At 47.3% G+C, this 22,839-nt stretch carries 18 protein-coding genes and 1 tRNA gene; 4 read left to right on the forward strand and 15 right to left on the reverse strand.

Features of this window, described 5'->3' with window-relative positions:
• The coding region (locus I6E38_RS06215; protein WP_235393135.1) for an LPD3 domain-containing protein at window positions 1-3,008 on the forward strand (3,008 nt) is incomplete at its 5' end.
• A gap of 88 nt (window positions 3,009-3,096) precedes the next feature.
• Window positions 3,097-3,534 (forward strand): hypothetical protein, encoded by a 438-nt coding sequence (locus tag I6E38_RS06220; protein ID WP_235393136.1) that lies wholly within the window; start codon window positions 3,097-3,099, stop codon window positions 3,532-3,534.
• A gap of 136 nt (window positions 3,535-3,670) precedes the next feature.
• Here I6E38_RS06220 and I6E38_RS06225 read toward each other — a convergent pair whose 3' ends face one another.
• The 5 genes from I6E38_RS06225 to I6E38_RS06245 form a co-directional block, all read right to left on the reverse strand.
• Entirely contained in the window at window positions 3,671-5,818 is a 2,148-nt protein-coding gene (locus I6E38_RS06225; protein ID WP_235393137.1) for a DPP IV N-terminal domain-containing protein, read from the reverse strand.
• Between the two features lie 109 nt (window positions 5,819-5,927).
• A tRNA-Arg gene (locus tag I6E38_RS06230) sits at window positions 5,928-6,002 on the reverse strand.
• A 126-nt stretch (window positions 6,003-6,128) separates the two neighbouring features.
• Window positions 6,129-6,761: a trimeric intracellular cation channel family protein gene (locus I6E38_RS06235; protein ID WP_235393138.1), complete on the reverse strand. Its 633-nt coding sequence runs from the start codon at window positions 6,759-6,761 to the stop codon at window positions 6,129-6,131.
• Window positions 6,758-7,717, reverse strand: coding sequence for a D-2-hydroxyacid dehydrogenase (locus I6E38_RS06240; RefSeq protein ID WP_235393139.1), 960 nt, complete (start codon window positions 7,715-7,717; stop codon window positions 6,758-6,760). The genes I6E38_RS06235 and I6E38_RS06240 overlap by 4 nt, the downstream gene beginning before the upstream one ends.
• A 4-nt stretch (window positions 7,718-7,721) precedes the next feature.
• Entirely contained in the window at window positions 7,722-9,002 is a 1,281-nt protein-coding gene (locus I6E38_RS06245; RefSeq protein WP_235393140.1) for a replication-associated recombination protein A, read from the reverse strand.
• A 221-nt stretch (window positions 9,003-9,223) separates the two neighbouring features.
• Here I6E38_RS06245 and I6E38_RS06250 point away from each other — a divergent pair, with 221 nt between their 5' ends.
• Window positions 9,224-10,039 carry a hypothetical protein gene (locus I6E38_RS06250; protein WP_235393141.1) on the forward strand — a complete coding sequence of 272 codons (816 nt, stop codon included), beginning with the start codon at window positions 9,224-9,226 and terminating at the stop codon, window positions 10,037-10,039.
• 277 nt (window positions 10,040-10,316) lie between these two features.
• Here the strand turns inward: I6E38_RS06250 and I6E38_RS06255 are convergent, their stop codons facing one another.
• From I6E38_RS06255 to dnaN, 6 genes are all read right to left on the reverse strand, one after another.
• Window positions 10,317-11,990, reverse strand: a complete 1,674-nt coding sequence (locus tag I6E38_RS06255; RefSeq protein ID WP_235393142.1) for a tetratricopeptide repeat protein — start codon at window positions 11,988-11,990, stop codon at window positions 10,317-10,319.
• Window positions 11,991-12,010: 20 nt separating this feature from the next.
• On the reverse strand, window positions 12,011-13,687 hold the full coding sequence (recN, locus tag I6E38_RS06260; RefSeq protein ID WP_235393143.1) for a DNA repair protein RecN: 1,677 nt from the start codon (window positions 13,685-13,687) through the stop codon (window positions 12,011-12,013).
• Window positions 13,688-13,690: 3 nt separating this feature from the next.
• Window positions 13,691-14,569 (reverse strand): type IX secretion system protein PorD, encoded by an 879-nt coding sequence (gene porD, locus I6E38_RS06265; RefSeq protein ID WP_235393166.1) that lies wholly within the window; start codon window positions 14,567-14,569, stop codon window positions 13,691-13,693.
• A 63-nt stretch (window positions 14,570-14,632) separates the two neighbouring features.
• Entirely contained in the window at window positions 14,633-15,841 is a 1,209-nt protein-coding gene (gene coaBC, locus I6E38_RS06270) for a bifunctional phosphopantothenoylcysteine decarboxylase/phosphopantothenate--cysteine ligase CoaBC (protein ID WP_235393144.1), read from the reverse strand.
• Between the two features lie 156 nt (window positions 15,842-15,997).
• Window positions 15,998-16,849: a 3'-5' exonuclease gene (locus I6E38_RS06275; protein ID WP_235393145.1), complete on the reverse strand. Its 852-nt coding sequence runs from the start codon at window positions 16,847-16,849 to the stop codon at window positions 15,998-16,000.
• A gap of 196 nt (window positions 16,850-17,045) precedes the next feature.
• Entirely contained in the window at window positions 17,046-18,173 is a 1,128-nt protein-coding gene (gene dnaN, locus I6E38_RS06280; protein ID WP_235393146.1) for a DNA polymerase III subunit beta, read from the reverse strand.
• A gap of 179 nt (window positions 18,174-18,352) precedes the next feature.
• On the opposite strand from dnaN, the gene I6E38_RS06285 reads away from it, so the two are divergent.
• Complete coding sequence (locus tag I6E38_RS06285; protein ID WP_235393147.1) at window positions 18,353-18,766, forward strand: DUF3127 domain-containing protein; 414 nt, start codon at window positions 18,353-18,355, stop codon at window positions 18,764-18,766.
• Between the two features lie 121 nt (window positions 18,767-18,887).
• Here I6E38_RS06285 and I6E38_RS06290 read toward each other — a convergent pair whose 3' ends face one another.
• The 4 genes from I6E38_RS06290 to I6E38_RS06305 form a co-directional block, all read right to left on the reverse strand.
• Window positions 18,888-19,619 (reverse strand): phage Gp37/Gp68 family protein, encoded by a 732-nt coding sequence (locus I6E38_RS06290; RefSeq protein WP_235393148.1) that lies wholly within the window; start codon window positions 19,617-19,619, stop codon window positions 18,888-18,890.
• Window positions 19,620-19,623: 4 nt separating this feature from the next.
• The gene (tcmP, locus tag I6E38_RS06295; RefSeq protein WP_235393149.1) at window positions 19,624-20,562 is read right to left on the reverse strand and encodes a three-Cys-motif partner protein TcmP; all 939 of its coding nucleotides are present in this window, start codon (window positions 20,560-20,562) and stop codon (window positions 19,624-19,626) included.
• A 156-nt stretch (window positions 20,563-20,718) separates the two neighbouring features.
• On the reverse strand, window positions 20,719-21,600 hold the full coding sequence (locus tag I6E38_RS06300) for a DNA-methyltransferase (RefSeq protein ID WP_235393150.1): 882 nt from the start codon (window positions 21,598-21,600) through the stop codon (window positions 20,719-20,721).
• Window positions 21,601-21,824: 224 nt separating this feature from the next.
• Window positions 21,825-22,766: a hypothetical protein gene (locus I6E38_RS06305; protein WP_235393151.1), complete on the reverse strand. Its 942-nt coding sequence runs from the start codon at window positions 22,764-22,766 to the stop codon at window positions 21,825-21,827.
• Between the last annotated feature and the right edge of the window lie 73 nt (window positions 22,767-22,839).

Genomic DNA, 22,839 nt, shown 5'->3' on the forward strand with positions numbered 1-22,839 from the left:
AGGGCAATCAAATGGTAGCGATAGAGCCGAGTCAGAGCCTGTTCACCAAACTACAGTTGAAGGCAGGAGGACTGGGCCGAAAGTTCCAAAACACCATATTCGAGAACTATGACATCAGCAACAAGCACGACGTTGTGGTGATGAACCCGCCGTTCGGTACAGCCGGTGCAACAGCCATTGCCCACTTGGGTAAGGCATTCAAACACTTGGAGGAAGGCGGTCGTGTTGTGGCCCTTATTCCAAGAGGTTCGACAGACAAGAAGTTTGACAAATGGATTGAGGGCGAGAAGACCGCCGTAATGCGTGCGGAGGTAGAGCTGCCCGACATCGTGTTCGAACAGGCAGGTACGAAGGTAGTATGCCGTGTGGTAGTAGTGGACAAGATAAGCAACAAGGCTATGCGAGCCAAAGCTGGCAGCGTAGAGAAATGGGACTTGGGCGGTCACTACGACAAGATAGAGGACTTCTTCGAGGATTTGCGCGATGTGGAAATGCCCGACCGCATTATCGACACGAACGCGATAATGATGAAGAAGAGCAAGCAGACCGTGAAGGATTTGAAGGAGTTGAAGAATGTGACGGTAGACATGGACGAGCGTGGAATTAATGTCCGTGTAAGAGGAAGCTGGGACGAGTACGCTTTCCCCTTTGGCATGGAGGGATATAGTGCCGAGCAGAAGAAGAAATTCCTCGCCAGTACGTACGAGACCTTTGAACAGCAGGAACGTCAGACAAGAAACGAGACGAGCCAGGCTGTGCTTGCGGAGCTTAAGAAACTGACTTGCAAGTTGGCTGACATGACCGAGGAGGAAATGCAGAGATACTTGAAGAAGAAGTACGAGGGCAAGGGTGTGATGTACAGAATCGAGCATGCTGCCGAGGTGTATAATAAGGCGAAGCAGCATTACCGCATGGAACTTGGCAACACCTTCTCAGACAGCAAGGAACACTTTGATGCTGTGAGAGACAGAGCTGTGGAGGAGAAAGGTATCGTTATGCCTAATCTGAATAAGGAGAAGGTGAAAGTTGTAGAGGTTGAGAAGCATGGCTTTGGAGAAAACAAGGCAGATGCTATTAAAAATGCACGTATATGGGCTAAAGACAATCTCGCTACAAAGAATGGCGATATGCCGACTATGCGCGATGGCACACCTTATATTATAAGCAAGGCAGCAATAGACAAATATCTTTCCAATAGCGCAATATCAAAAAGCGAAGACCCATTTGTTCACCTTTCCGTTCTTCCAAAGTTGACAGATGTTATCCATGAAAGCATCGAGGCAGAGATTCATCCTGATTACAAGAAGGGTGAGGACGGATTGCGTAGTGTAGAGAATGGATACGGAGAAGGAGTTTTGGTGCATAGACTTTATGGTGCAGTAGAGATAGGCGGTAAGATGTACCGTGTGAAGACTACTATGCAAGAGTTTAGAGGAGGGGAAGAAAACAAACCTCATAGCTATGAGGTAACAAAAATAGAGCTGCTTGACTCCCCTGGAAAGCGAGAAAATCCCGACAGACCACCTTTGGTTTCATCAAACAACTCTATTGATACTGCAAAGTTACTGCAAGGAGTTGAGAAATCCTACGATTCGGGCAAAAAGTTGCTTGATGAGAGCAAAGATTTAACAGATGGGGAGACTTTGTTTAGGAAAGAGGAAGGTAAGTCTGGTGACGCCTCACTGGGCCTATCTAAGCCGACTGAGCCAGAGCGTAAACCTGACGGCCGTATTGTTCCTGCTGACGTTGACAAGAAGGTGGTGAGCGAGATTGAGGAGAAGTTTGAGAAGAAGTTGTCTGAGCTTGTAAATTTAGCTAAGACAGAAGAAGACAAAGCCAAAATCAGAGAACATGTACGGAATGAAATTATAGAATTTTCACGATTAACTAAAACAGAAATAGAAAATGAGAGAAAGAATATCCAAAGAGACCTTGGAAATGTACTGGATGATAGAGCTAAAATCCGAAGTGAGAAAATCCTATCTGCAACTGGGGCTGCATTTGCCGCCGATAGGGAGTTGGAGTATCGAAGAGTTAGAGCAGGACGTCTCAGAGAATCTTTCGGTCTGCAAGCCGGAACAGAAACAAGAGCTGATGAGATTGAAAGACTTTATAAGGAAGTTCTGGCAAGAGAAACAGGACTCCCTCGCGAAGACCGGGAGAAGCTGGAAGCTCTCGCCGGACGGTGCAGTAATCTTTCGATGAGGCTTGGCGTTGCGTTTAAGAATATAGACGTACCCAAGGAAAGAGGACTGTTTGGCATGTCAAGCAGTGGACGTACAATAGACTATTATATAGACACTATGGTGCGGACTTCAACGAACACCCAAAGAGAGCTTGCAACTACGCTACTTCACGAAATGATACACCAAGCTACAGCAGGAACATTATATCTTGCAGAGAAAGGTTTGGGCAAAGAATGGTTGACCGAGAAACAAAGAAAGGCAACCGACACCATTTTTGAGATATACAACAAGGTAAGCAAGGACCCAAAACGCTTTGCTGAATCTCCGTATGGTCTTGAAGATGCATACGAGCTGACAGCTCAAATGGCCGACCCTCTCCAAAGAAAGGCTATGGACAAGTTTGAAACCATTGTCGCTGCATTAAGAAAGCGCGGTGATTCGGACAGTAGAAATCTGTGGCAGAGATTCAAGGACGCCATAAAGGCTCTGTTTGAAATCTCGGACAAGGACAAGATGGACAAGGCTATTAACTATATCTTGGACGACTTCAACCAAAGCATTGACGACGCTGCGATGAGAATGTGGGAAGAGGAGATTAGTCCTGAGGGTGATAAGCCTCGCTATGCCTCGCTGAGCCTTACTGAGCCATTGGAAGGCAGGATTGCTGAGACTGTGGAGAAAGTATCGAAGCAGACTGGCGGTAAGGTGAAGATGGTGAACTCGGTTGAGGAGATTGGCAACGAGCAGGTGCGCCGTGACATTGAGAACGGTAAGCAGGTGACTGGCTGGTATGACGAGGCAATTGTACAAAGTTACATATAAAAACGCTGACTATTCTTCTTCTCATTCCATGCAAGATTTTTGATACTTTTGCATTTTAATAGTAGTGATAAACATAAAGAAGAAAACTATGAAAAGAAGATTATGGTTATTGTTACTATTGGTTATTCCACTTTTTATATCCTCTTGCAGTAAAGAAGATGGCGACTGGGACCCTATGAAGTGGCAAACAGAAGTAAAGAAATCAAGTGACGGCAATATTCATGTATCGCCAAATGGAGGCACGTTTGTCTTCTATTGTAAAAACTACAGTTCGTTTTGGCTGACAGAAGTAACCGAATCAGAGCCTGGAGGCACTGAAAAGCACTTTTATGCCGAATACAACGACCACGAAAACTTTTCCATAAAATCAGATTGGCTGACAGCTAAGTGCGAGGGTAACAAGTTGACCGTGACGATTCAGCCAACCACATCAAACGGTTTTCGCTTCATCAAACTTGAAATAGAAGCCGGTGACGTTTTTGATGAATTCAACTTCAGACAATCTGGACTGAAGACTGGATTGTAACAAACAGGTCCTTATCTAAAAAACATACTATAAGAATCAAGTAGTATGCAAACACAGCTTCCATACTTTCGCAGTATGGAAGCTGTCTTTATATCACTACATCATCTTTTACAATTAAGAAGTGGAGCGGTGAACATTATTTGCTATTCACCTGATTCCATTTCGGAGGGTTCACGCCAAGCATATTCTTCACAAAGAAATCATAGCGTTTGTGCTCGCCATAGAGTTCGCCCATAGTATGGTGGGCACCAGGAATGACCACGAGCTCAAAATCCTTGTTGGCTTTCTGCAAGGCATTCACAACTTGATATGTACTCGACGGATCTACATTATCGTCTATCTCGCCTACTACGAGCATAAGCGGACGCTCCAGCTTATGGGCATTCTCCACATTGCTACACTCCACGTAACTTGAGTCAACGGGCCAACTCATCCACTGCTCGTTCCACCATATCTTATCCATACGGTTGTCGTGACAACCACATGCGCTGTAAGCAGCCTTATAGAAGTCGCCATGCAGCAATACGGCTGTGGTACTCTCCTGTCCGCCAGCCGAGCAACCATAGATGCCAACATTGTCGATGTCCATATAAGGATACTTCTTAGCCGCAGCCTTAATCCAAAGTTCACGGTCTGGGAATCCGGCGTCCTTAAGATTCTTGTAGCAAACCTCCTCAAATTTCTTGCCTCTATATGAAGTGCCCATTGCATCGAGCTGAACTACAATGAATCCTAATTCGACCAACGAAGTGGTATACCTATTGTATGGCATAAAACTCTTAGGAGTGTATGCATCGCCCGGACCGGAATAAATGTATTCTATAACCGGATATTTCTTGTTAGGATTGAAGTTACTTGGACGCTGTATTATACCCCACATATCAGTTTTGCCGTCACGACCTTTTGCTACAAACACCTCAGGTGTCTGCCATCCATGCTTCCTCAAGGTTGAAATATCTGCAGTTTCCAGAGTCTTTACGAGCTTGCCAGTCTGCGCATCTCTGAGCACTGTGACCGGAGCCGTATCCACCTTCGAATATGTATCTAACATGTAGCGATAGTCGTAGGTATATTGTACACTGTGGTTGCCCTCTTCAGGAGTGAGCGCCACCAGATTCTTACCGTCCATACCTATCTTATAATAATGTACTAGATAAGGGTCCTCATTCTTGTTCATACCACATGCCGAGAAGTAGATTTCTCCCTTCTCCTCGTCCACACGCTGAATGCCGCGTACAAACCATTCGCCCTTGGTAATCTGACGAATCACCTTGGCCTTCTGCACATCATATAGATACAGATGATTCCAATTGTCGCGCTCGCTCAGCCATAGTAGCTGCTTACCGTCTTTGATAAACTGGCGCCAAAGACGCGAATAGTTCACGAAGGTATTGGCACGCTCCTCCACCACGGTACGAAGTTTTCCTGTCTCGGCATCCATCGCCAACATCTGATAGAGATGATGACCACGCTGATTGTACTCCATCGTCACCTCCTTGCTGTCGGGTGTCCATTGCATCCACTCCAGAGCATACTGGTTTTCTATTAGATGCTTGTCAGCCTCTACCTTCTTGCCAGAAGCCACATCAATGATAACTGGAAAATGCTGTGGCACCGCATCACCAGGCTTGGCATACTCTTGTTTGTGGAGTATAGGCTGCAACTGGTCGGAAGGCGAAGATTCTACATAGTAAACATAACGCTTCTCTACGGGCACTCGCTTGCAGACAAAGATGTGCTTACTATCAGGACTCCACTGGATGCGATTGCTGTAATAGCAGCCTATAGTGCCGTCTTGAGTAAGGATTCGCTTGGCTTCTGTATAAGGTTTTCCTGCCTCATGAATCACTACATTATAACCTTCTATATAAGCCTCCATCTTGCCATCAGGCGATAGTACTGGATAAGCATCCTTCTCCTCGTCTACCTCCATCCAATGGCGCACGTGGCGTCTGCCAAATCTGGGCTTATTGACAGGACGAGGCTTTATGCCCAAAGCTTTCTCCATCGCTTGCTGCGAATCGTAGGTTTTCAGTTCATCCTTGTCGGCATCATACGAAACAAACTTCTTGCCTTGAGGAGTAGAAATCTGATAATGCAACACGTGCGAAGAGTCACACCAAGCCGACGAGCGTACCCAGTGAAACACGGAGTCGGCAACGAATTGACGACGCACGTCATAGGCTCTGTTGTAATCCTCTACTGTTCCCTGTGCTGAAGCAGTAGCTACAGGCATTGCCAAAGCCATGCCCATCAGCGAAATTCCTAAAATATTATTCTTCATTATACTTGACTATTAAATGTTTTTCACTATTATGAATCGTCTTCAAACATACCATCACAAACTAAAAAAAGAGGACTTTACCGAAGTAAAATCCTCTTTTTTTAGTTTGTGATTCCGTTGGGGTTCGAACCCAAGACCCACAGCTTAGAAGGCTGTTGCTCTAATCCAACTGAGCTACGGAACCTACAAATCGAGTGCAAAGGTAATGTTTTTTTTCTAATTGGCAAAAACTGACTCGACTTTTATGCAAAAAAATTGCTATAGAGGTGTATTTTAGCTATAAATAGCACTATAGTTAGGGGCGAATATGTTATTCTTCGCCCTTTAGCACCGGCAGCGAGATGTGATATTTCACAGCGAGGATGCGTATTGCCACAATGAGGAAGAATGCGATGATGACCGAAATGGTCATGTCGCAACCGCACTCTACGAGTCCCCAGTATGCCAAACCTCCTATGACGCTCGCCATGGCGTATATCTCCTTCTGGAAGATAACGGGCACGTTGTTGAGCAACACGTCACGGATTACACCGCCTGCCGATCCTGTTATGGTTCCCATTATTATCGCCACCCAGAATGCATGACCGCAATCGAGCGTCTTCTGCAGACCGGCTACCGTGAAAAGCGCCAGACCTAATGTGTCAAAGAAAAACCATGTATTGTCCAATCGCTTGAGCGAACGGGCAAAGACAATGACAAACAGCTGCGCCATAAACGTACAGATGAGGTATATGGAAGAGGTCATCCAGAAAGGAGTCACTCCCAACATCATATCACGCAGCGTACCGCCACCAATGGCCACGGCAACGCCACATACAAATCCTCCAAACCAATCGAAACGCTTGGCAGCTGCATGGCGTATGCCCGAGATGGCGAAGGCGAATGTTCCCAAAAACTCTATCACATTGAGCAGTGGGCCGTAAAGATCTTCATTAGGCATCATATCTTGTTCACTACATTTTGGGGTGTTCCATTAAGAAAAGCCTTGATATTGTTCTCGGCAATACTCATAAGTCTGGTGCGTGCCTCTACCGATGCCCATGCCACATGCGGCGTTATATAGGCGTGAGGTTCGCAGAACAGCGGGTTGTCACCCGACGGTGGCTCTGAGCACATCACATCGGCACAGTAGGCTCCTACCTTGCCCGTGTGCAAGGCTGCCGCCATGTCGTTCTCGTCGACCAGTGGTCCGCGTCCTGTATTTACTATTATCACTCCGTCGCGCATGTGCTGTATGGTGTCGGCGCAGATGAGTCGGTTGGTCTCTTCGTTGAGCGGACAGTGTAGGGTGATGATGTCGCTTACGCTCAGCAGTCCTTCCATCGTTGCCTTCTTTATGCCCTGCGGCAACTGGTCGGAACTCTTGCTTGTATAAGCATATACATTCATACCGAAGCAGAGAGCTATCGAAGCCACCTTCATACCGATATGTCCCAATCCTACAATACCAATATTCTTGCTAGCCAACTCTACCAGCGGACTGTCCCAATAGCAGAAATCGGGGCAACGGCTCCACTCTCCGTCGCGCGAAGCACGTGCATAATGGTCTACCTGATTGGTGACGTTGAGAATGTGGGCAAATGTATGTTGCGCCACGCTGTCGGTGCTATAGGCAGGAATGTTTGTCACTACGATGCCGTGGCGTGAAGCCGCCTCAAGGTCAACTACATTATATCCGGTAGCCAGCACACCTATATATTTGGTATTGGTGAGGCGTGCAATGGTGTCGGCATTGAACACTGTCTTGTTGGTGAGCGCAATCTCGGCATCGCCAACATGACTCAAAACTTCATCGGGCGCAGTGCGCTCGTATACGGTAAGGTCGCCAAACTGCTCTATGCCGCTCCACGACATATCGCCAGGATTAACACCTTTTCCGTCTAAAACTACTATTTTCATTTTTTCAATCTTTATCTTTAAATCTATCGCCCCAAAGGCGCAACATCTGTTGATACGATTTTTCCTCTACTGGCGAGTGTTGGGCATGCCATAGGCGTGTGTCAACCAATGCGTCGGGGAGGTATTGTTGGGGTGTGAAATTGCCCGGATAGTCGTGCGAGTATTTATATCCGTCGTGATAGCCCAGGCTTTGCATGAGTTGTGTGGGAGCATTGCGCAAATGCAATGGCACGGGCTGATTGCCAGTCTGCTTCACCAGCGACAGGGCATCGTTGATGGCCTTGTATGCCGAATTGCTCTTAGGACTTGTAGCGAGATACACTACAGCCTCAGCCAGCGGAATGCGTCCCTCGGGCCAACCTATCTTCATTACGGCATCGAAGGCGGCATTGGCAAGCAACAGGGTGTTTGGATTGGCAAGTCCTACGTCTTCGGCTGCTGATATCACCACACGTCGAGCTATGAACTGCGGGTCTTCGCCTGCCTCTATCATTCGTGCCATCCAGTAGAGAGCGGCATCGGGGTCGCTGCCACGAATGCTCTTGATGAATGCCGATATGATGTCGTAGTGCATGTCGCCCCCCTTGTCGTAAGCCAGTGGGTTCTGTTGCAAACGGCTTGCCACGATGTCGTCGGTGATGACAACAGGGTCGTTGCTGTCGGCCTCAACCACGAGTTCGAGGATGTTGAGCAACTTGCGCGCGTCGCCACCGCTATAGCGCAGCATGGCGTCGGTCTCCTTCAGCTCGATGTGGCGCTTGGACAGTTCGGTGTCGGTAGTAATGGCACGCTGAAGCAGTTCGAGCAGGTCGTCCTTGTCGAGCGACTTTAGCACATACAGCTGACAGCGCGACAGCAACGGGCGTATCACCTCAAACGAGGGGTTCTCTGTAGTGGCACCTATCAGCGTCACCACACCTCGCTCCACGGCACCGAGCAGCGAATCCTGCTGCGACTTCGAGAAGCGGTGAATCTCGTCGATAAACAGTATTGGCGATGCCGTACTGAAGAAACGTCCGCTCTTGGCACGCTCTATCACTTCGCGCACATCCTTCACACCCGACGTTACGGCACTCAGTGTGTAGAATGGAGTCTCGAGTTTGTTGGCAATAATCTGCGCCAACGTGGTCTTGCCCACACCCGGAGGTCCCCACAATATAAACGACGATATGCGCCCCGCGTCAATCATCTTGCGCAGGACGGCCCCCTCGCCCACCAAATGTTTCTGCCCGACATAATCGTCGAGAGTGCGAGGTCTCATTCTTTCAGCTAAAGGTTCACTCATAAATCCTGACAAAATTATTAAATATAAATGATATACGCAACACTTGTATTCAAAAAACTTAACTCACGATTTTTTATAGCTCCGACGTATTATATTTTTCGATAAAAACTTGTGAATTAGGAGTAAAGTATATACTTTTGCAACACGTTTTTCCATCGGCCTTTGGGCTGATGAGCAAGATAGACTAAACAAAACATAAAACGAAAACAAATTAATAATATATGAAACAACAGAAAGCTTTGACACTCAAGACTCTAACAAAGAGTAATGTATGGGAATTGCAGGAGAATGACATCTTACGTATGTGGGAATCGGCCAAAAAGGAATCTGATTTCAAGGACAACAAGAGACACTACTTCGATGTTATCAAAAGCGCTTTCGAAATAGAAGAGATAAAGATTGACCGCCCTGAAGTAATCAAGAAATATGAAGCCCGCGACTTCAAGATTGGTTCGCTGGGTGCTGACGAAGGCGATAATAGCAAGTGGGCCATCAAGAAGCGTCAGATTATGCGCGTCACCGACCTTACATACGAGAACATACGTCACATCTCGGCTGCCAAGCTCATTGAGGTTCTCGACCGCAACTTTGGCGGTGGATGGGACTCACTCTCGCAGAGCATTCAGGACATCATCGAGAGCGGATTCGACATCAGCACCACTACACTGCCCAAGGATCGTCTGCACAAGCCGGGCGGAATGTACGAGAAGAAGGTGAACGACGGCTTTGAGGTGCTTGAGATTGCCAAGGGTGCATGGATTGAGGCCATCTTCGCTAAGGAGAAGCCTGAAATGGAGAAGCCGGTTGCAAGCCTCGAAAGCGAGACAACCAAGAAGGCTAAGAACTACGACGACGAAGACGATGAGGACGACGACGATCTCGATTTGCCGGACGACAAGTACGATGATGACGACGACGACGATACATTCGATGAGGACAAGCTCACAGAGGAGAGCTATCGCACCACATTCGATACCGACCCCGAAGACCTCAACCTTGAGGCAGAAGACGTTACCGACGACGATGACAATTATTAATTTTGAATTTTGAATTTTGAATTGGTCGGCTAACGCCGATGTTGAATTTTCAATTTTTGAATTAATATACATAAAAGCGCTTGAACACAACATTTAGTGTTCAAGCGCTTTTTTAGTTTCTAATTAGGAGTTAGTGCACTTTGCGAATTAGGAGTTTTGAATTAGGAGTTAGTGCGCTTTGCGCATTAGGAATTATTCAATTATGAATTCTAAATTCGTCAATTCAAAATCGGCGAAGCCGACTAATTCAAAATTCAACACTCAAAATTCAACATTCTTATTTGTATTTCTTTATATACTCATCGGCACGCTGGTCGCCCAGAGTCTTGGCTCGTTGCAGACACTCCATAGCCTCAGGTTTCTTCTTCAGTCCTACGAGGGCTACACCCTTGATAAGTAGGGCGTCGGTGTTGTCGGCATCCAGCTGCAAGCAGAGGTCGGCAGTCTTCACAGCATTGTCGAGCATATTGACACGGAGCTGTAGCGAAGCCATCTCAGCCAGATAGATGGGGCGCATCTGCGGTTCACACACATAAGCAGCGTGTGCAATGTCGTTGAGAGCCACCTGATACTGACGTATGTTGACCTCACACTTGTAGCGTGTGAAGTAGAAATCGGCATTGGCACGACCATACATTATAGTATCGTAGGCGTTATAGTCGGCAAGTGCGCGGCGATAGTCCTTCATGGCATCGTACATCTGTCCGCGTGCAAGCACATACGGAGCAGCCACCGAAGTATACGGCTTGGTGCAACGTGCCACAGCACTGTCAAGCAACACTATCAGTTCCTCATTCTTAGCACCAAGCTGAGCCTTACACTGGGCAGCCTCGTAGAACACCTCGCTATTGGCAAACGAAGTATTCGACAACTCATTGAATATATCGTAAGCCTTGGCATACTCACGCTTCGAGAAGAGTATCTGGGCAGCGCTGTGGCGATAAGCCAGCTGCGGGTCAATCTTATAAGCCTCCTCTGCCTCACCGAGAGCCTTGTCCAGGGTCCACTCCTTATACAACGAGTCGTTGCTGTAGATAAGCTTCTGATACATCACACGCGAATATTCGGCATGAGCCTCTGCCTTGTTTGTAGCATGCTTCAGCGCCTGCTTCATATCGGCATCGGCACCGGCAAAGTCGCCATTGCCGCTCTTGCGCAAAGCACTCGTAGTATAACCGTCAACATGCTGCGGGAACTTGGCGATATAGTCGGCGATGTAGCCCACATACTTGGCTGAATCCTGACGCTCCGAAGTAAGCATAATCATCAGCAGTGCCTGCTTGCTGTCGTCGGGCAACTGCATACGTATAGCTGTCTTGTTGTAATCGGGACGAGCCACATCCAAAGAATTGAATGCCAATGTCGTTGCAAAACGCGGGTCTACGGCATGTGTCTCGATGTTGGTCTCCGACTGCTGCAACAGTCCTATCACCTGACCGTTGGCATTGACAAACGGACTGCCAGCCACACCACTCTTGTCGTTATAGGCAAAAATGTAGTAAGCATACTTGTCCATAAACTTCTCGCTTCGCTCTACCGAATACTCGTCGGTCTTCACCTTCTTGTCGGCAAAGTTGACGAGCCACACCTTTGAGTTGGCAGGCACCGTTGCAGTAGCCATTGCAGCCGGCTGAGTCTTTGAAGCATCTACACGAAAACGGCACACGTCATACAATTCGTTTACGCCAACCAGTGTGCGTACATTATATGTCTTGCCATTGAAGTCGACCACCTCAGCACGCGCTGCCGTCGACAGTGCCGACCATGGTGCAACAGCCTCACCGTCGGTCGATGTGAACACACCGTAAGTCTCGGCATTGCGGTTGCCGTTCGCGTCATAGCATACCAGACGGAACGTTGACTTTGCAGCATTCTTGACTGCTGATGGCTGGGCAAACGATGCCATCGCCATAGCAAAGACTGCAAAGACAGTAACAAAAAATCGATTCATAATAAATATTCTATATACTTTTATTTCTTTTCTTTCATTAATAGCGACTTGGCGTTGTCTATAGCCGCCTGTGTCACGTCGCTACCGCTGAGCATTTGGGCTATCTCCGTTATGCGCTGGTCGGGCGTGAGCTGTGTCATCGTGCTCACCGTGCCACTCTCAGCCTCGTGCTTAGCCACCTTATAGTGTGTAGAGCCGTAAGCGGCAATCTGCGGCAGGTGGGTGATACAGATAACCTGTCGGTTCACTTCGCCCATGCCACGCATTATGTGCGCCATCTGCTCAGCCACGCGTCCGCTCACACCTGTGTCAATCTCGTCGAATATGATGGTAGGCAATCCTATTGCCTTGCTTATCATGGCCTTGAGCGACAGCATCACACGTGCAATCTCGCCACCCGAAGCTACCTGCGATACGGGCAGCATGTCGGTGCTCTTGTTGGCGCTGAATAGGAACATCACCTTGTCGACACCCTTCTGGGCAAGTTCGCCGGTAGTAATCTGCACCTTAAACCTTACATTAGGTATTCCCAGCGGAGCCAACAGCTTGGCAAGTTCGCCTTCTACCTCTACGGCAGCCTTGCGGCGCACCTCGCTCAGCACAGCAGCCTTCTGCGTGCACTCAGCCTTCAGCGCCTCAACACGTTGCTTGCACTCCTCCAGTCGCTCGTCGCTATTGTCGATGTTGCCGAGCTGGGCGTCGAGTTCAGCCTTCTTGGCTATAAGCTCCTCAACGGTAGCCACATGATATTTCTGCTGCAATGAGTATATGGTGTCGAGGCGTTCGGTAGTCTCGTTGTATTTCACGGGGTCGAACTCCACGTCATCGATGTGCGATGCAATCTCCTGCGAAATGTCCTTCAGTTCGACATAGCAGTTGTCCAGTCGGTCGGCCATTTCCTGCGCATCGTGATAGATGTCGGCTATGCTGCGCAACTGCGACGCACGCTGGCGCACCTCGTTCACGATGCTCATGTCCTCGCCCGCCAGACACTGGTCTGCCTCATGCAGCACACGCTTTATGTCCTCGGCATGACTCATCATCTCTGCCGTCTGTTCGAGCGTCTCCTGTTCGCCGTCTACAAGATTGGCATCGGCGAGTTCCTTCTGCTGAAAACGCAGGAAGTCCTCGTTCTCACGATTGCGCTCAATCTCCTCCTTCACACGTGCCAGTTCGTCCTGCGTCTTGCGATACTTACCGTACGACACCTGGTAGTCGGCCAATTGCTTCTTGTCGTGGGCGATGATGTCCACCACATTCAACTGGAAGTCCTCGCGATTGAGCAGCAGGTTCTGGTGCTGGCTGTGTATGTCGATGAGCTGTTCGCCCAGTTCGCGTATCAGCGCCAGCGTCACCGGCGTGTCGTTGATGAAAGCCCGGCTCTTGCCGTTGGCGTTCACCTCGCGTCTGAGCAGACATTCCTCAGGCTCATAGTCGAGATCGTTGCGCTCGAAGAAGTCCTTCAGCACGTCCGAGTGATACACACTAAGGTCGAACGTTGCCTCGACGATACACTTGTCGCGCCCACGCTTCACCATCTTGGTGTCCGCCCTATTGCCCAGCAACAGTCCGATAGCCCCGATGATGATACTCTTGCCGGCTCCCGTCTCGCCCGTGATAACGGAGAATCCGGGATAGAAGAGCATCTCCAGATGGTCTATAAGCGTAAAGTTTCTTATGTCAAGTTTTTTCAGCATAATCTATTCCTTTATCTTTTCCCAAGCCGTATTCTGGCTGGCATTGATACCAAACAATATGTCGTAAACACTCTGTTTCTCCTTCTGCGTACCCTTGCCTCGATATATGTTGGCAAGTTCGTCGCGCTTGTAGTCGGTCCATATCTGCGGCAGCAGACTCAGCGGTCGGTCGGCATGTGCCTTCTTCAGGTCTTCCTCCAGCGCTGTCGTTATGGCAGCACGTCCGCGGTCGGCGTTGGTCGCCATCACGTCGAGTCCGTTGCGATAGTAGTCGTACTGCAACTGGCGGAAAGGCTTCATCGCTCCGTCAAGATAGTCGTTGATTATGGCGAATCGGTTACGGCTGCTGTCAAAAGCCTTCCATCCGGGATAGTTCAGATTCTGAGCATTGTTGGTCAGATTCATGCATTGCTGCAGCACATCCTCACCTCCCATCGGAGCAAACGAGTCGAGGTCGAGTCCGATAATCAGATAGGCGTAATAAGCCATGAGCGCCGTGAGCTGGTTGTCCACCTGCTCCTCGTTGAACTGTATCTGGTCGAACTGCGCATACTCGAAGTTGAAGTCGTTGTCGGTATTGCTGTACAGCGTCGTGGTGTACGAGGCGTTGTACACGGGTCGGTTGGCTTGCACCACAGCCTTGCATGTGAACACATTCGATGCCTTGTCGTATTTAGTCACCGTTATGTTGAAGCTGCACTGTATGCGCTCATTCTTGTAGAACTGCATACTGGTCCACTGGCGCTCGTTGACAAACCGCGTCAGATTCTGTTCGAGGTCATCGAACACTCTTGCGTCAGTGCCCTGCACCTGCGAGTGGTTGATGCTGATGCGTGCGTCGAGTTCCTGGGCATGCACGTCGGCACACCCCACCCCACACATCACGGCGGCAACAAACGATGTTAGCAATCGAATTGACATCATAATTATATATGTGTGTTATGACTATTTGTGGCTTACTGTGGCCTCAATCTCGTCCACGATGTATTGAGCCGTCTCAGCCTTCGAGCACTTGGGATACTGCTTCTTGTCCTTACGGCTGATTATCTCTATCTGGTTGTCGTCGGTGCGGAAACACGTACCCTCGTTGCGCAGACTGTTGAGCACGATGAAGTCGGCATTCTTCTTTTCGAGCTTGCGCTGAGCGTTTGCCTCCTCGTCGTTGGTCTCAAGCGCAAAAGCCACAATGGTCTGGCGCTCGGTCTTTGCCTGTCCCAGAGCCGCAGCAATGTCGTGCGTAGGACACAGACGCATCACGAGGTCGTCCTTCTCGCGCTTTATCTTGCGGTCGGCAACGTCGGCTGGCTTGAAGTCAGCCACAGCAGCAGCCAGCACAGCCACGTCGGCATTGGCAAACTCGCGTGTGGCAGCCTGATACATCTCCTCACAGCTTTCCACGTCTACACGCCGTATGCCGTCGTCGCATTTCAGGCTAACCGGACCGCACACTATCGTCACGTCGGCACCGCGTCGGCGACACTCCTCGGCAATGGCAAAACCCATCTTGCCGCTCGAGTAGTTGCCGATGAAGCGTACTGGGTCAATACGCTCATACGTAGGTCCGGCTGTTATCATCACCTTCTTGCCCACCAATGGCGAGTTGCTGTCCTTACGGTCGAAGAATTCAGATATGCGGCGTGCTATCACAGCCGGCTCCTCCATACGTCCCTTACCCTCCAGTCCGCTTGCCAGAAAGCCGTCAGCCGGCTCAATGATGTGGTTGCCATACGACAGCAGGGTCTGCATATTGGCCTGAGTAGACGGGTGTCGATACATGTCGAGGTCCATGGCAGGAGCTATGAACACCGGAGCCTTCATCGACAGATATGTAGTGATGAGCATATTGTCAGCCACGCCGTGCGCCATCTTGCCCATAGTGCTGGCAGTACACGGAGCTATCACCATTGCATCAGCCCACAGTCCGAGGTCGACATGCGAGTTCCATGTGCCGTCGCGCTGCGAGAAGAACTCGCTCACCACTGGCTTATGTGTCAGAGCCGACAGCGTAATGGGAGTGATAAACTCCTTACCGGCAGGTGTTATCACCACCTGCACCTCAGCTCCCTGCTTCACAAATTCGCGTATCAGCAGACACGACTTATAGGCGGCTATAGAGCCCGTTATGCCCAATACTATTTTCTTGCCCTTTAGCATAGTTTTGATTTTTGAGTTTTGAATTTTGAGTTTTGAATTGGTCGGCCTTGCCGATTTTGAGTTGTTCATTTTTGAATTGAAAATTCATAACTCAAAAATTCATAATCGCAGGCTAAGCCGCGACTAATTCAAAATTCAAAACTCAAAATTCCTAATTCATTTATTAAATCCCTTCAGGCGGATGCGTGTCAGCACCTGCTTGGTGTTGAATGTGAAGTCGCCAGTCATCATCCAGCTGTAGTAGCCGGGGTCGGCACGCAGCACATCAGCCACCGAGCGTCCTCTGTACTTGCCGAAGTTGAACGCCTCAAACTTGCGTTCCTTGCCGTCCTTGTCGAGCAATGGCTTGCCATCGGCACCGAGCAACGGTTTCCATACTATGCGACCGGCAAAGTCTACATTGTCGTTCTGCTTTGAGAATTCAGCCAGGAAGTCCATGTCGTTCTCCAGCACACGGTCGGGTTCCTCCTGTACGCCCGGAGCATACATGTCGAGCTCAGCCATGAGCACACGGTAGGTAGCCTCAGTATCCTCGTCGGCACGGTGAGCGGTGAAGTCGTCCTCCATCTTGCGTCCGCAGAAGAATTTGTATGCGGCAGCCAGATTGCGTCGTTCCATCTTGTGGAATATAGTCTGTGCGTCGATGAGTCGGCATTTCGAGAAGTCGAAGTCGATGCCGGCACGCAGAAATTCCTCGGCGAGCATCGGTATGTCGAAGTGGTTGGAATTGTATCCTGCAAAGTCGCAGTCCTTCATTTTCTCGTTCAGCTTCGGAGCAATCTCCTTGAATGTAGGTGCGTCCTTCACGTCGTCATTGCTGATGCCGGTCAGTTCGGTCACCTCCTGCGGAATGGCCTTGCCTGGATTTACGAGCAGGTTCTCGCGTCGTTCCTCGCCGTCGGGCATAACCTTAATGTAAGAAAGCTGGATTATGCGGTCGCGCACGAGGTCAAGTCCCGTTGTCTCAAGGTCGAAGACAACAAGGGGTCGTGTAAGATTTAGTTTCATTATATAATATAAACGACAGAGCCGCTGTATTAATTTTGAATTTTGAATTAGGAATGTTGAATTAGTCGGCTTTGCCGATTTTGAGTTGTTCAATGTTGAATTGATTGACAACTCTCAATTCGAAATTCTAAAATTCCTAATGCGCAAAGCGCACTAATTCAACATTCAACATTCCTAACTCCTAATTCTATTTAATTTAGTCGTTCAGCAACATTGGCATCATGAGCATCAGGATTTCCTGATTCTCAGGCTGCTCTACCGGCACAAACACTCCGGCGCGGCTTGGGTCAGCCAGCTGCACGGTCACCTCGTCGCTGCTCAGATTGTTGAGAATCTCGCATACCGAGTCGCCCTTGAAGCCGATGTCCATTGTAGTTCCGGCATATTCGCATGCAATGCTCTCCTTGGCGCTTGTTGCGAAGTCGATGTCAGAAGCCTGCAGACGCAGCAGTCCCTTCTCCAGATGGAAGCGAACCAGACGGCTGCTCTCGCTTGAGAACGGCAATACACGCTTCAGGGCACCGAGCATGGTCTTGCGGTCGGCAGTCAGACAGTTGGTGTTGTTGGTAGGAATCACCGAGTTGTAGTTAGGATAGCGACCCTCAATCAGACGGCAGCGGAACTCGCCTCCGTCATACTTGAACTCGCAGCTGTTGGCAGCAAAGCGCACCACAACGTCGCCCTCGCCCTTGGCAAGTACACCCTTCAGCAACTGTGCCGGCTTCTGCGGCAGGATGAACGATGTAGGCTCTTCCTCAGCCACAACATTGAGTATGCGGTTGCGCACCAACTTGTGTCCGTCGGTAGCCACAACGGTCAGTCCGTCGGTCTTGAGGTCGAACAGAATACCGCCCATCACCGGACGAATCTCGTCCTGAGCAGTGGCAAAGAGCGAGCGTGAGACGTTCTCAGCCAAAAGCTGCTGGTTGAGAGTGAGCACAGTAGCGTCGTCGCTCATGTCGGGCATCACCGGATAGTCGTCGGCTGGCAGGGCAGCCAGGCTGAACGAACCGTTCTGATAGTCGACAACCACCGACAGACTCTGGTCGTCGATAGTCATCTGAAGCGGCTGCTCGGGCAGCTCCTTCACAGCGTTGAGAATGGTATGATTAGGCAGAGCGAAGCGTCCCTCGCCTGTGCACTCGTCGAGTTCTATAGTGGCCTGCATCACATTCTCCGAGTCACTTGCAGTGACGGTGAGGGTGTTGTTGGCAACCTCGAAAAGGAAACAGTCCAATATACTTATGGCGTTCTTGCCACCGATAACCCTAACGAGGGTCTGAAGTCGCGCATTTAGCGTTCCGCTTGATAATGTGAATTGCATTGTTCTTATGTTTTTATATTATTGTTTTGGCTACAAAGGTAATGAAAATTGCTTAAAAAGCAACACCAAAAATAAAAACTACAACAAAAGTTTTTCTATCTTGAACAATTTTATTAATTTCGCACTCCGATTAAATATATACTACGCAATTATAACACATTAAATACAATCAAAGACAAATGGAGATTCAAGGAAAAGTTATCGCCGTAATGGAACCGAAAAGCGGTGTATCAGCACGCGGTGAGTGGAAGGCGCAGGATTACGTCATCGAGACTCACGACGCATATCCAAAGAAGATGGTGTTCAGCGTATTCGGTGCCGACCGCATCAGCCGTTTCAACATACAGTTGGGCCAGGAAGTGAACGTATCGTTCGACATCGACGCTCACGAGTACAACGGACGCTGGTTTAACAGCATCCGTGCTTTCGACGTGCGTCAGGTTGATCCCGCAGCAGTAGGCATGCAGCCCGGCATTGTTCCAGGCGCAGCTTTCGGTCCGGCTCCTGCACAGCCCGCAGCACCCGTTCAGCCCGCAGCACAGCCTGCAGCACCCGCAGCCGAGCAGAGCTCAGAAGACGATCTGCCCTTCTAAGCCGCCGACCGCATAGCAACGACATTTCGACTAAACCAACCAATAAATACAGCCCTCTTGCCTTCAGCATGCTGAAAGACAAGAGGGCTTTTTCGTGTTTAAGAAGCAATGAAAAGCTCTATTAAATAGACTCTTTAGGCATTTTCTGTACCACTTGTCCTTCAAGTAATTTTCCATTTTTCGCCTTACTTCTTTTAATGCCATCACTTCCCCATGTTCCCCACTGTTTGAAGAAAAACGCAGCATTTTGGTTTTCCACTTGATTACGTATATTTATAGCCCATTCCGCTTGCATCGGCCTTGCTTTTGGACCACTCTCACCACCAACGATAACCCAATCAATGCCATCAAGACACATTTCGCCTAAGTCTTCGAGAAGAGGTTCACAGGAAAGGAACTTAACAGAAGCTCTGAGTTTGCGTAGATAATCAATTCTAAACATGGTGTCTTTACATTCCACCGTCACTCCCAACCATACATTTTTAGGTATCTCTCTACTCTGAAAATATTCAGCCATACGTTCAGCTCTTTTTGTCAGAATTTGATATCGGTGTTGAGGGGTTTTATTTATTGTTTCAAATATCTTGTCAACAAACACATAAGGCACTTCTTCATGAAAGATATCACTCATTGAACATACAAACACATTATGTCCTTTTTTCCAATGAAGAGGCTCTTCCAAATCATCATCATGCAATGTCAGGCTGAATCCATTTCGGTATTTTGCAAGCCCCATGTTCTTTATACGATTCGCCATCACTTCTGCATAGCAATGTGCGCAACCAGCCGATTTCTTAGTACATCCTGTTATTGGATTCCAAGTTTTATCGGTCCATTCTATTTTTGTTGACATATTATTACGATTTCTTTTTGATTATTTGTTGTGCTATATTAACAGCTGTTTGATTATTTGAAGCAAACACAAAATGGAAGATTGGGACTCCACGATTGTTTGTCAAAACAAGAGGCGACTCGGTCACATATTTAAATTCTTTTTTCAAACGCTCAACATACAATTCGGCTATTTTCTGTATTGGATTCTTTACTTTCTCTATCAATTCAACTTCTCCAAACAAAGTGTTTTCTGTTCGCTTTTTATAAAAGAAGTCTGATATCTCATCCTTGGTCATTCCGAAAAACGATTTCAGCTTATCTATATGTTTTAAGCTACCATCACGCTCAAGTAAGCGGTTTATTATTACTCCAGTTGGTACTAATATCCACAAGTCTATTGATGCATTCTTTAAACTTTCTATCGTACTCCAGTTTATACTCATACCAAAAGGATCCAACAATACAAGCCCTTTCCACTTTCTCCATTCTTTCGCCATATGCTGACCCATCATTTGAGTTATATCATTGGCATCTTTATTACGAAACTCAAAACGGACTCCATCAGGATCATACGGTGAGAGTCTTTCTTTCAATTTATTGTTTGACTCTTTATCCAAATCAACAAAATAGTATTTGTCAAAGCCTTCAATATCTAAAGACACCACACGTTCAGCAGCACCTTTATAAACACCTAACTGTTCCTCCGTAATAGTTTCGTCTTCAAAAAGTTTATACAATGTGGCATCTTCGCCAATATCATCATTACGAGTACCACTTCCTGCAAAACCATCAAAATACAATAGTTTCCAATTATATTTATGCCTATATTTGTTCATTATTGTCAAATAGGCCCTCACGTATTTCTCGAAAGCATCTAATTTTTCATCAGTCCAGCGACCACCCCATAATAGTTTTGGTTCTGAGACGATTTCTGTATCTTGTGGTATATTATATTTTTCCATAATCATCTTATTTTTAATTTACACCAACGTATTTATCAAAAGGCATGGCAAAAATACAAATAAAAATCGAGAAAAATACATCCTTTATCTACGAAATCGTTCATTGCGAATGAACGATTTTATAGATGATCATTCATTCTCAATGAACGATTCTGCTTAAAATGGCATTTGTATGCACTCGCTGTCGTTAACGTTCACCACATTGCAATCTTGCAGAGCTTGCAAGTCGTCAATATGCTTGACGAGCCGGTCGTAGCTTGTCAGGTTTTCTATTTCCTCTCGCCGTGCCATGCTTAGTCGGCAGAACTTCTCTTCCTGCTCCAGTCCTGCAAATCGTCTGCCACACAAGTTGGCTGCAATGCCTGTTGTAGAGCTTCCGCTGAAAGGGTCGAGTATCCAATCGCCTTGATTGGTTGACGCAAGTATCATACGCACGAGCAGACGCAAGGGCTTTTGCGTAGGATGTTTGCCACAAGTCTTTTCCCAAGTGCCTATTGCCGGCATACGCCATACGTCAGTCATTTGCTTGCCGTCGTTCAGTTCTTTCATCAGGCCATAGTTGAACTTATGAGCAACCTTCTGCTTCTTTCGTGCCCAGATTACAAATTCCGTAGAATACGTGAAGAAGCGACACGATATATTGGCAGGAGGATTCGTCTTCTGCCATGTTATCACGTTCAAAATCTTATAGCCAAGAGTAGTCAGACAGTTAGCCACAGAAAAGATATTGTGATATGTTCCGCTAATCCATATCGTGCCATTGTCTTTCAACTTGTCACGACACAGTCGCAGCCACTCCATATTGAAATTCATCATATCCTCCTGCGACTTGCCCTTATCCCAATCACCCTTGTCTACACATACTACTTTTCCGCTCTGCAATGATATTCCTCCATTGGATAGAAAATAAGGAGGGTCGGCAAATATCATGTCGAACTTGAAATCAAACTCTTTGAGGAGTTTGAAGCAATCGCCATGAGCAAGAACAAAGTCATTTGTCTTCGATTGATAATATGTTTTCGGTTTCTGATATTCCATATTCGGGCACAAAAGTATATCAAAAAACTTAAGCGAACCCGAAAAGATCAATCTTTGACTTTTGTGATCAAAAATGATCATTATCAATCAGTTACAAATGTTTACGCATCAGATGTATAGCGCCTTTTACCAATATTTTGCTATGTTAATTATTGATCATACGAATCAGATAAAACCATCATTCTTCTGCAACTTACACATAAGTTCATATTGCTGCAAAATACTCAATCATTTATTTTTTCATATCTTCGACATGTCTTTGCACATTCTGGCGGTGTTTTCTTTGGAACACCATTACTCTCCCATGCACCACAATAGGCATAACCATCACGATTGGCCCACTTGAGGTTTATCTGACAATTAAAACACGAGCGTTCTGAAGTATCTTCCGAACTTTCATGTTCGTCTTGAACTTTAACTGTTGAGAGTTGTTCTTTTAATATTCGTTTACGTCGCTCAACCACCGCTTGCTCAGCAGCAGCATATTCCATAGCTTTACATTCCAGTCTTACTTTATCTTCTTCTCTACGTTTCTGCAAATTAAAAGAATAGAGGTTTGTCTTACACAGACGATATGTCGTGCCATTGTTCTCAATTACCAAAGGAGAATATGATAACTTTCCTTTCGTCACAGCAGCACAATTGTAGTATAATTCACATTTATCACATTCAGCCACTTCTACCACTCGTACATTCTTATTGGCTTTCGCATACCTCTCCTCTATCTTATTGAAATCATCATAATTGTTTAACCATTTCTTTTCTTCTATTGAAGAAAGAAGGAATTTTTCTAAGGTTTCAAGCTTCTGATTACGCAAATCTATCTCAATACAGTTAAGGTTCTTATAATCAATTGCCTTCTTGTGCTGCACTTTATAATCGAAAACGAACTCTATCAGATATTGTTTGTTATCTTTAGTGGTAGCTATAACATCTGGCTGCTTGTCCTCACGGTCATAACGGCTATCTACTTTTACTGTTTCAAACTCTAAGTCTTTCTCAGGAAATATATCATAGTATGATGGAGCATGAATACGCTTATGTGTCTGAACAATTTGCTCTGCCAACTTGTAGAGTATCACCATATAACATATTTTCAGATTGGCACCACGATTATCGCTATGATGAGCAAAACCATGTTCCCTCACATCTCCATGACGAGCCATCAGTCGCTCATGACAATACGGACACACACAATTACACTGAAGACCTCTTGGCACAGTATCTACATGTACCATT

Origin of the sequence: Leyella stercorea (assembly GCF_021531355.1) — a bacterium.
Classification (GTDB): domain Bacteria; phylum Bacteroidota; class Bacteroidia; order Bacteroidales; family Bacteroidaceae; genus Prevotella.

Excerpts from the sequence above, each read along its gene's own strand:
- I6E38_RS06305 (WP_235393151.1), bottom strand. The coding sequence starts at position 22,766 with ATGGCTCGTCATGGAGATGTGAGGGAACATGGTTTTGCTCATCATAGC.
- I6E38_RS06285 (WP_235393147.1), top strand. The coding sequence starts at position 18,353 with ATGGAGATTCAAGGAAAAGTTATCGCCGTAATGGAACCGAAAAGCGGT.
- I6E38_RS06250 (WP_235393141.1), top strand. The coding sequence starts at position 9,224 with ATGAAACAACAGAAAGCTTTGACACTCAAGACTCTAACAAAGAGTAAT.
- porD (WP_235393166.1), bottom strand. The coding sequence starts at position 14,569 with ATGTGTGGGGTGGGGTGTGCCGACGTGCATGCCCAGGAACTCGACGCA.
- I6E38_RS06245 (WP_235393140.1), bottom strand. The coding sequence starts at position 9,002 with ATGAGTGAACCTTTAGCTGAAAGAATGAGACCTCGCACTCTCGACGAT.
- I6E38_RS06220 (WP_235393136.1), top strand. The coding sequence starts at position 3,097 with ATGAAAAGAAGATTATGGTTATTGTTACTATTGGTTATTCCACTTTTT.
- I6E38_RS06290 (WP_235393148.1), bottom strand. The coding sequence starts at position 19,619 with ATGTCAACAAAAATAGAATGGACCGATAAAACTTGGAATCCAATAACA.
- I6E38_RS06240 (WP_235393139.1), bottom strand. The coding sequence starts at position 7,717 with ATGAAAATAGTAGTTTTAGACGGAAAAGGTGTTAATCCTGGCGATATG.
- I6E38_RS06300 (WP_235393150.1), bottom strand. The coding sequence starts at position 21,600 with ATGGAATATCAGAAACCGAAAACATATTATCAATCGAAGACAAATGAC.
- tcmP (WP_235393149.1), bottom strand. The coding sequence starts at position 20,562 with ATGGAAAAATATAATATACCACAAGATACAGAAATCGTCTCAGAACCA.
- I6E38_RS06235 (WP_235393138.1), bottom strand. The coding sequence starts at position 6,761 with ATGATGCCTAATGAAGATCTTTACGGCCCACTGCTCAATGTGATAGAG.
- I6E38_RS06225 (WP_235393137.1), bottom strand. The coding sequence starts at position 5,818 with ATGAAGAATAATATTTTAGGAATTTCGCTGATGGGCATGGCTTTGGCA.
- I6E38_RS06255 (WP_235393142.1), bottom strand. The coding sequence starts at position 11,990 with ATGAATCGATTTTTTGTTACTGTCTTTGCAGTCTTTGCTATGGCGATG.
- recN (WP_235393143.1), bottom strand. The coding sequence starts at position 13,687 with ATGCTGAAAAAACTTGACATAAGAAACTTTACGCTTATAGACCATCTG.
- coaBC (WP_235393144.1), bottom strand. The coding sequence starts at position 15,841 with ATGCTAAAGGGCAAGAAAATAGTATTGGGCATAACGGGCTCTATAGCC.
- I6E38_RS06275 (WP_235393145.1), bottom strand. The coding sequence starts at position 16,849 with ATGAAACTAAATCTTACACGACCCCTTGTTGTCTTCGACCTTGAGACA.
- dnaN (WP_235393146.1), bottom strand. The coding sequence starts at position 18,173 with ATGCAATTCACATTATCAAGCGGAACGCTAAATGCGCGACTTCAGACC.